The following is a 6,498-nucleotide window of genomic DNA, read 5'->3' on the forward strand; positions in this document are numbered from 1 at the left end:
TGTCTCTCCGGACGGGCGGCGGCCAGAGGGCAGCACCTGGCGCGTCCGCGACGCGCCGATGTTCCCACGAAACGGGCTCACCGCCATGCCGACGTGCGCGCCAGCCAGTCAAGCACCATCGCGCCCCAGCCGGCGGGCCCCGGGTGTGGGGCCACGCGCGCGCCCGGCAGGGCCCGCACCACGTCGGGGTGTGGGCTGCCGTCCGGTCGGGGCACGATGACCGCGTCGTCCACGGCGTGGAGCAGCGGCAGGTCGTTGGGGGCATCGCCGAGACCGAGCGCCCGATGGCCGGCGCGACACGTGGCACGCACGAGCGCCACCGCCGCGCCCTTGTCGGTCGGGCCCACGAGGTGGAAGAAGCGGCCTCCCCGGGTGATCCGCGCGCCAGCCTCCCGGGCTGCCCCGTCGAGCGTCGCGAGCGCCACGTCGTCCTGGTCCATCAGGAACGGCTGGGAGTACTCGCGCGCCATGGCGAGCGAGGCGACGCCGGGCGACAGTCCCGTGCGCGCGACGACCTCGTCGAGCGACATGTCGGCAAGCGGCCGCAGCGTTCGACCGACACGGCGCGCCACGCGTGGCAGCACGGCGCGGAGGGCGTCGGCGCCGGTGCCGAGGACCACGCGGCAGCCATCGGGGCCATCCGGCAGCGTCTCGATGCCAGTCGGCAGGACAGGCCAGGTCGAGGGGAACCAGGCCATGCTCCCGTTCTCGACCAGCAGCGGCGCCGGCGCCAGCGCCAGGTCGCGGGCCAGCGCCCGCATCTCGGCCAGGGTTTTGCTGCTGCACGGCACGATGGCCACGCCTGCCGCCCGGCAGGCGTCAAGCGCCGCCAGGGCCGGTCCGGCCGCGTAGGTGTGGTGATCGATCAACGTGCCGTCGAGGTCCGTGAAGATCACTCGCGGCGCACCCGTTCGTTCCTCGGCATTCGGCATCGCAGCATTTCAGCATTACCCTGTTCCCCAATGTCCGCCTACCTCAACCTCATCGCTGGCCAGTGGCAGCCCTCCGTCACCGGGCGCACCTTCGAGAACCGCAATCCCGCAGACGTCGACGACCTGGTCGGCACGTTCCCCGACTCGTCGGCCGACGATGTGGTGGCGGCCGTGGCGGCGGCGAAGGCGGCCCAGAAGGCCTGGGCGGCGATGCCGGCCCCAAAGCGTGGCGACGTCCTGTATCGGGCGGCGAACCTGCTCGAGGCGCGTGCCGACGCCGTCGCCCGCGAGATGACGCGCGAGGAAGGCAAGACGCTGCCGGAGGCGCGCGGCGAGGTGGGCCGCACGATCAACATCCTGCGCTACTACGGTGGCGAGGGCGCCCGGCTGTTCGGCCGCGTCATCCCGTCGGAGCGCGACCGTGTGTTCATGCACACGCTGCGATCGCCGCTGGGGGTGGTTGGCGCGATCACGCCGTGGAACTTCCCGATCGCGATTCCCGCCTGGAAGTCCTGCCCGGCGCTGATCAGCGGCAACGCCGTGGTGCTGAAGCCCTCGGAGCTCGCGCCGTTGTGTGCGACCCGGCTGGCCGAGATCCTGGTCGAGGCCGGGTTGCCGGCGGGCGTGCTCAACGTGGTGCACGGGCGTGGCGAGGCCGGCGCGGCGCTGGTGGCGCACGAGCAGGTGCGCGCGATCTCGTTCACGGGATCGGAGGCGACGGGCGCGAAGGTCGCGGAGGTCTGTGGCAAGCGCAAGGCCCGCGTGCAGCTCGAGATGGGCGGCAAGAACCCGACCATCGTGCTCGCGGACGCCGACCTCGACGAGGCCGCCGGCATCGTGCTCAACGCCGCGTTCGGATCGACCGGGCAGCGCTGCACCGCGACGTCGCGCGCCATCGTCGAGCGATCGGTGGTCGAGGCGTTCAGCGAGAAGCTGGTCGCCAAGGCCAGGGCGATGAAGGTCGGGCCCGGGCTCGAGGCCGGCATGGAAGTCGGCCCCAGCATCAATGCGGCGCACGCCGATCGCGTGGTGAGCGAGGTCGCGGCGGCCGCCAAGGCCGGCGCCCGCGTGCTGGCCGGCGGCACGCGTCTCACGGATGGGGCGCTCGGCAAGGGACACTTCGTCGCCCCGACGGTGCTCGGCGACGTCACGCCGCAGATGGCCATCGCGCAGGAGGAAGTGTTCGGCCCGGTCGCGGCAGTGCTGCCGGCCGACGACTTCGAGCACGCCCTGGCGCTGGCCAACGACGTGCGCTTCGGCCTCTCGGCCACGATCTGCACGACGTCGCTCTCGCGCGCGCTGGAGTTCGCGCAGCGCATCGAGGCCGGGCTGGTGATGGTGAACCTGCCGTCGGCAGGCGTCGAGTACCAGGTCGCGTTCGGCGGCTCGAAGGCCAGCTCGCTCGGCCCGCGCGAGCAGGGTCCGGAAGCGATCGACTTCTACACGACGCTCAAGACGGTGTACATGAAGTACTAAGGGAGCGGGGAGCGGGTTACGGGGAGCGGGGAGCGGATGGCAGGCAGCAGGGAGCGTCGTCTGTTACCCGCTCCCCGATACCCGATACCCGTCCTCCCGTCAGAACTCGAACACCGCCTTCACGCACCCGTCGCGCTGGTGCGCAAACACGTCGTAGGCGCGCACGCAGTCCTGCGGCGCGAAGCGATGGGTGATCACCTGCGCCACATGCGGCAGGTCGCGCATGACGCGCTCGGTGAGCCGCTCCATCTGCCGTCGCGCCGGGCAGCGGCCCGTCCGATACGTGAGGTTCTTGTCGTAGGCCTCCGACGGCGAGAACGCGAACGGCGCCGAGTGGCAGCCGATCACCGCCATCACGCCGCCGGGCCGCAGCACCTCCCAGGCGAGCCGTTGCGCGGCCGACAGCCCCACGAACTCCATCACGCTGTCGGCGCCCCGCGCGCCGCCGAGTGAGGCGACCAGGCGAGCCACGTCCGGGCCAGGCGCGCAGGCGACGACGCCGAGTGCCTCGGCGCGGGCACGCCGCTCAGGCACCGGATCTACGGCAACGATCCGCGTCACGCCCTCGGCCTGCGCCGCCATGATCCCGAGCAGCCCGACGGACCCGCACCCGATCACCACGACCACGCTGTCGGGCCGGAGTTCCGCGAGTTCGGCGCAGTACCACGCCGTGCCGAGGTTGTCGCCGAGCAGGAGCGCCGCCTCGCTGGAGAGCCCCGCCGACACGGCCTTCAGCGTGCCCTCGGCCAGCGGCACGCGGACGCGCTCGGCCTGCCCGCCGTGCAGCCCGACACCGCCACTGATCCATCCGAAGAGCTGTCCGTGCTCACAGCGGCTGGTGAGCCCCGTGCGACAGGTCGCGCACGTGCCGCAACTGGTCGAGAACGGCGCATACACGCGGTCGCCCGGACGCACGCTCGTGACGCCGCTGCCCGCCTCCAGCACGCGCCCCACGAACTCGTGGCCCATCACCGTGCCCGGGTCGAGGCCGGTCTCTCGACCGAAGTACGGATGCAGATCCGATCCGCACAGGCCGGCCATCTCCACCGCCACGATCGCGTCGGTGGGCCTCTCGAGGCGAGGCTCGGCCACCTCCTGCCACGCGACCTCGCCGACTCCCCTGAAGCACACGCCCTGCATCGCCATCCGGCCTCCAGCCTACAGCCTGCTCGTCCGTCCGCGTATCATGCGCGCGTGCGACTCCTGACCTGCTTCCTCCTGGCGCTGGGACTCGGCGTCCAGTCACCCGCCGTGCCGCAACAGGACCTGGCCACGGCCGGCGCCGGCTCGCCCTTCTACCGCATCCCGGCGCTCACGGTGACGACCCGCGGCACGCTGCTGGCCGCCTACGATGCGCGACCGACGCTGAAGGACCTGCCCGATCCCATCAGCGTGGTCCTCAGGCGCAGCACCGACGGCGGCAAGACCTGGGGGCCGCAGGCCGTCGTCCGTGCCGCCGCCGCACCCGCCGGCTTCGGCGACCCGAGCTTCGTCGTCGACAGGACGACGCGCCGGATCTTCCTGTTCTACTCGGCGAGCGTGCGCCAGGGCTTCTTCGGGTCGGCGACCGGCGTGGGCCACGACGACCCGGAAGTGCAGCAGGCCGACTACTCGTTCTCCGACGATGACGGCGTCACGTGGACACATCGCCGGATCACGAGCGCCATCAAGGACCCGTCGTGGGCCGGTCTCTTCGCCGCGTCGGGGCAGGGGATCCAGCTTCGCTATGGCAGGCACGCAGGCCGCCTGGTGCAGCAGTACGTCGTCCGCCGCGGCAAGGAGATGTTTGCCGCCAGCGCCTACAGCGACGACCACGGCGAGACGTGGCGCATGGGGCAGCTGGTGGGGCCCGGCGCCGACGAGAACAAGACGGTCGAACTCTCGGACGGGCGGCTGATGCTGAACAGCCGCGCCAAGCCGTATCGCAAGGTCGCGTTCTCGTCCGACGGCGGCGCGACGTGGACCGGGTGGCGCGACGAACCGCAGCTGATCGACCCGGCCAACAACGGCGCCATCGTGCGGGCACACCCGGAGGCGGCTGCAGGGTCACCTGCCGCGCGTGAGCTGCTGTTCAGCAACACGGAGAGTCGGGACAAGCGCGAGAACGTCGTGATCAAGCGGTCGTGCGACGACGGCGCCACGTGGTCGTCGCGGGCGGTGGTGGAACCGGGTGCGGCGTCGTACTCGACGATCGCCGTGCTGCCGGACGGGCGCGTGGGCGTGCTCTACGAGCGCGGTACCGTCAGCGCGATCGTGTTCGCCGTGTTCGACCCGAAGACGCTCGGGCCCTGCGGCCGCTGACGACACGGCGGCATGCCGACGCATGGGCGGTAGGGCCGGTTGTCCCACCCCGGCCCTGCCGATCGGACTGCGGAACCTTGACGAAGCACCGTAACGGAACCAAAATGGTGCCTTTACGGAGTCCCGGCCGTGCCCACCACACTGACCCTGAAGAACATTCCCGACGAGGTCTACGCGCGGCTCAAGCGGTCTGCCGAACTCAACCGGCGGAGCATGAACAGCGAGGCGATCGTGTGCCTGGAGGCGGCGCTGGTGCCCACGCCCGTGTCCGCAACCGAGCGCCTGGCTCGAGCACGGGCGTTGCGTGCTGAACTCGCGCCCGGGCGGTTCCGTCCAGGCGACATCGACACGTTGAAGCGGGCGGGGCGTGCGTGATCGTCGTCGACACCAACGTGATCGCGTACCTCTACTTGCCTGGCGCCCACGCCGGTGCGGCGGAGGCACTGCTGGCCCGCGACCCGGACTGGGCGGCCCCCCTGCTGTGGCGTAGCGAGTTCCGCAACATCCTGGCCGGCTACCTGCGCCGCGGAGCCCTGACGTTGGAACAGGCCATCGCCATTCAGGCGGAGGCCGAAGGCCTGCTCTCGGGCCGCGAGTACGACGTCGAGTCCGGGCGCGTCCTCGAACTGGTGCATGCCAGTGACTGCTCGGCGTACGACTGCGAGTTCGTCTCGCTCGCCATCACGCTCGGGTCGACGCTCGTCACGGCAGACAAGCAACTGCTCAAGGCGTTTCCCGCTTACGCCCGGCCGCTCCACCGCGCCTGATCACTGCGGCGCGTCACGCACCAGCACACGCCTCCAGCGCGTCGACGTCGCCAGACACGATCACGCGCAGGTGCTGCGTGACCTTCTCGATCGGCCAGTCCCACCAGGCCACGGCCTCGAGCCGGGCGACGACGTCTGCCGCGAAGCGCGGCTTGATGACGCGCGCCGGGTTGCCGCCGACCACGCTGTACGCCGGCACGTCGTTCACCACCACCGACCGCGCCGCGACAATGGCGCCGTTGCCGATGTGCACGCCGGGCATCACGAGCGAGTCGTAGCCGATCCACACGTCGTTGCCGATCACGGTGTCGCCCTTGTACGGCAGCTCACCGTCCGCGGGTGCGGCCGCCTCCCAGCCGTTGCCGAAGATCTGGAACGGGTAGGTGGAGATGCCCGACATCTTGTGGTTCGCGCCGTTCATGATGAAGCGCACACCGCGCGCGATGGCGCAGAACTTCCCGATCACCAGGCGATCGCCCACGAACGGGAAGTGGTACAGCACGTTCCGCTCGAAGCCCTCCGCATCGTCGGGATCGTCGTAGTACGTGTAGTCGCCGACGATGATGTTCGGGTTGGCGATGGTGTTCTTGATGAAGCACACCTGGGGAAACCCCGCCATCGGGTGCGGGTCGCGTGGATCCGGTCCGTTCACGTCAGTCCTCCGCTGGTCCTGGTGGCACGCCCGTGTGCGTCAGGGACGCGTCGCCGCATCACACCAGCAGCGCGCCACGGAAGCCCCTGGCGGCATAGTACGAGTCGGCGCCGTTGTGGTACGTGAACACGCGACCATAGCGCCGATCGCCGAACAACGCGCCGCCGAGCGCTCGGACGTCGTCGGGCGTCGCGATCCAGCTCGACGTCTTCCTGTCGAACTCGCCGACCGCCTGGAGCGCACCGTACTGCTGCTCGGTCAGCAGCGTGATGCCGATGGCGCTGGCCATCTCCTCGGCGCTGCCGCTCGGGGCGTTGAGCTTGCGCCCGACGCGCGCCGCCTTGTCGAAGCAGAGGCTGCGCCGGCCGGC

7 protein-coding genes and 1 pseudogene are annotated in these 6,498 nt (G+C 71.0%); 4 read left to right on the forward strand and 4 right to left on the reverse strand.

Going from position 1 to position 6,498, the window contains the following annotated elements:
• Positions 1 to 77 precede the first annotated feature (77 nt).
• Entirely contained in the window at positions 78 to 896 is an 819-nt protein-coding gene (locus ACIRDX_RS09260; protein ID WP_396625131.1) for an HAD-IIB family hydrolase, read from the reverse strand.
• 66 nt (positions 897 to 962) lie between these two features.
• On the opposite strand from ACIRDX_RS09260, the gene ACIRDX_RS09265 reads away from it, so the two are divergent.
• Positions 963 to 2,408 (forward strand): aldehyde dehydrogenase family protein, encoded by a 1,446-nt coding sequence (locus tag ACIRDX_RS09265; RefSeq protein ID WP_396625132.1) that lies wholly within the window; start codon positions 963 to 965, stop codon positions 2,406 to 2,408.
• A 99-nt stretch (positions 2,409 to 2,507) separates the two neighbouring features.
• Here the strand turns inward: ACIRDX_RS09265 and ACIRDX_RS09270 are convergent, their stop codons facing one another.
• The gene (locus tag ACIRDX_RS09270) at positions 2,508 to 3,554 is read right to left on the reverse strand and encodes an alcohol dehydrogenase catalytic domain-containing protein (protein ID WP_396625133.1); all 1,047 of its coding nucleotides are present in this window, start codon (positions 3,552 to 3,554) and stop codon (positions 2,508 to 2,510) included.
• Between the two features lie 57 nt (positions 3,555 to 3,611).
• Between ACIRDX_RS09270 and ACIRDX_RS09275 the strand changes: the two are divergent.
• The 3 genes and pseudogenes from ACIRDX_RS09275 to ACIRDX_RS09285 all read left to right on the forward strand — a co-directional run.
• A pseudogene (locus ACIRDX_RS09275) lies at positions 3,612 to 4,694 on the forward strand (exo-alpha-sialidase); the annotation flags it as partial.
• Between the two features lie 144 nt (positions 4,695 to 4,838).
• The gene (locus ACIRDX_RS09280; RefSeq protein WP_396625134.1) at positions 4,839 to 5,084 is read left to right on the forward strand and encodes a FitA-like ribbon-helix-helix domain-containing protein; all 246 of its coding nucleotides are present in this window, start codon (positions 4,839 to 4,841) and stop codon (positions 5,082 to 5,084) included.
• Positions 5,081 to 5,476, forward strand: a complete 396-nt coding sequence (locus ACIRDX_RS09285; protein ID WP_396625135.1) for a type II toxin-antitoxin system VapC family toxin — start codon at positions 5,081 to 5,083, stop codon at positions 5,474 to 5,476. Before ACIRDX_RS09280 ends, ACIRDX_RS09285 begins: the two co-directional genes overlap by 4 nt.
• Positions 5,477 to 5,489: 13 nt before the next feature.
• Here the strand turns inward: ACIRDX_RS09285 and ACIRDX_RS09290 are convergent, their stop codons facing one another.
• Both ACIRDX_RS09290 and ACIRDX_RS09295 read right to left on the reverse strand, forming a co-directional pair.
• The gene (locus ACIRDX_RS09290) at positions 5,490 to 6,128 is read right to left on the reverse strand and encodes a Vat family streptogramin A O-acetyltransferase (protein ID WP_396625136.1); all 639 of its coding nucleotides are present in this window, start codon (positions 6,126 to 6,128) and stop codon (positions 5,490 to 5,492) included.
• Positions 6,129 to 6,186: 58 nt separating this feature from the next.
• Positions 6,187 to 6,498: DUF4256 domain-containing protein (locus tag ACIRDX_RS09295; protein ID WP_396625137.1), on the reverse strand; the 312-nt coding region annotated here is incomplete at its 5' end.

This window comes from Luteitalea sp. (genome assembly GCF_044337415.1).
Taxonomy (GTDB): domain Bacteria; phylum Acidobacteriota; class Vicinamibacteria; order Vicinamibacterales; family Vicinamibacteraceae; genus Luteitalea.

What these genes read in the sequence shown, in the direction of transcription:
- ACIRDX_RS09265 (WP_396625132.1), top strand. Translation starts at nt 963, where the DNA reads ATGTCCGCCTACCTCAACCTCATCGCTGGCCAGTGGCAGCCCTCCGTC.
- ACIRDX_RS09270 (WP_396625133.1), bottom strand. Translation starts at nt 3,554, where the DNA reads ATGGCGATGCAGGGCGTGTGCTTCAGGGGAGTCGGCGAGGTCGCGTGG.